Annotated in this window: 2 protein-coding genes and 1 pseudogene; all 3 read right to left on the minus strand. The window is 59.6% G+C overall.

The genetic code is table 11. The features are described from left to right. Window positions 1-345, minus strand: a 345-nt coding sequence (locus BN1117_RS05155; RefSeq protein ID WP_280135996.1) for a Na+ dependent nucleoside transporter N-terminal domain-containing protein, incomplete at its 3' end; no start/stop codon positions are given. Between the two features lie 358 nt (window positions 346-703). Then, window positions 704-1,099 carry an ArsC/Spx/MgsR family protein gene (locus BN1117_RS20015; protein WP_425283251.1) on the minus strand — a complete coding sequence of 132 codons (396 nt, stop codon included), beginning with the start codon at window positions 1,097-1,099 and terminating at the stop codon, window positions 704-706. Window positions 1,100-1,278: 179 nt separating this feature from the next. Further along, window positions 1,279-1,452: pseudogene (locus tag BN1117_RS19815) on the minus strand (transcriptional regulator); the annotation flags it as partial.

Here is a 1,452-nt window from a genome sequence, read left to right on the forward strand (position 1 = left end):
CACCCACTGCATGATGCCGAAGTGGTAGAGCACGGCGATCAGCGCGCTGATAAAGATCACCAGCGGCAGCACCCGCACGGCGAAGATAAAGCCGTTGCTGGCGAGATCGCCAAACACGAAACGGATGCCGCTGTCGGCAAAGCCGAGCAGGGCGGAGACGCCATTGCTCATGGCACCGAGCATGATTTGTCCGGGGGGGAAATAGAGCACCAGGGCGGCAAAACCGGTTTGCAGGGCGAGCGCCCCCAGTACGGTTCGCCAGCGGATAGCGCGGCGGTTTTCACTGGCCAGCCAAGCGATAAACATCAGGGCCAGCATACCGACCAGACTCAATAACAGTGTCATCTTGCACCTATGAAGAGAGGAGTTTCATATGGCAAGTCTGCAGACAGGCGTCGCGGGCGATCCGGCGGGAGAGGTGCCGACCCACGCGACACGCAGACCACAAACCTACAGGTTAGTGGCGGGTCCCATCCTGGGGTCATTCACGTTCCGGGTGACAGCATGTATCGGGTGACGCCAGCGCCGTCGCAGGGGGAGATGCGGCCGGGTGGCAGGTCGGGCGGCGATGGTACAGTGATCATCGTCACAGAAAAAGCGGTAAAACGATTGGCAGGAATAACTTTTTCAACTTGTTCACACAACGAAACAGGGCCAGCGTGAGGGTGGCCCTGTTTCAATCCGTACCTGAGCGTTCAGATGATTACTTGAGGCGCTTGCCGCTCGCATCCACTACCTGCTCGCCATCCTCCTTGGCGAAGGCCCCTTTTTGCTGGCAGGGCAATATATCGAGCACCACTTCCGACGGACGGCACAGCTTGGTGCCAAGCGGCGTGACCACGATGGGGCGGTTGATCAGGATAGGGTGAGCCAGCATGGCATCGATCCGTTCATCATCGCTGAAACGATCTTCCGCCAGCGGGGCGATGATGACCGGAATGGCGATATAGAGCACCACAGAGGTGAGCCGGGTATCCCAGGGCACTATGATGCTGGAGACCCCGAGCAGCAGCGCCACCGGCAGGTTGACCCTGGCCACCGCCATGACACCGATCGCCTTGAAGAGAGCCGGCAACCCCTGCCCAAGCCCAATCCCCATCTGAATGCAGAGGGCGACTCAAGCGCTCAGATAACGTTCAAAAAGCCGATGGCAGGCACGGCCTTGGTGTCACAGTTTGCAGGCATGATGGCTCCCGGTGCTATTCGCTTGAGCACCTGTCATTGAAAATATGGATGAGTGATACCCTGACCAGGCGCAGACTGGTGATTACTCGCCAATTACCCCTTGTCGCAGCAGGGCTGCGCAGGCAAAACATCGGGAGAACAGGCCGTCTCTGCACGCATCACGCCTCGGGATGGCCGGCGCAGCACGCCTCGGTGAGGCAGGCGATCACATCCAGCATCAGGGGAATATTGGCGCGATAGCAGAAAGCGCCCCTCCTGCTCCACCGA

Origin of the sequence: Aeromonas australiensis (assembly GCF_000819725.1) — a bacterium.
Lineage (GTDB): Bacteria > Pseudomonadota > Gammaproteobacteria > Enterobacterales > Aeromonadaceae > Aeromonas > Aeromonas australiensis.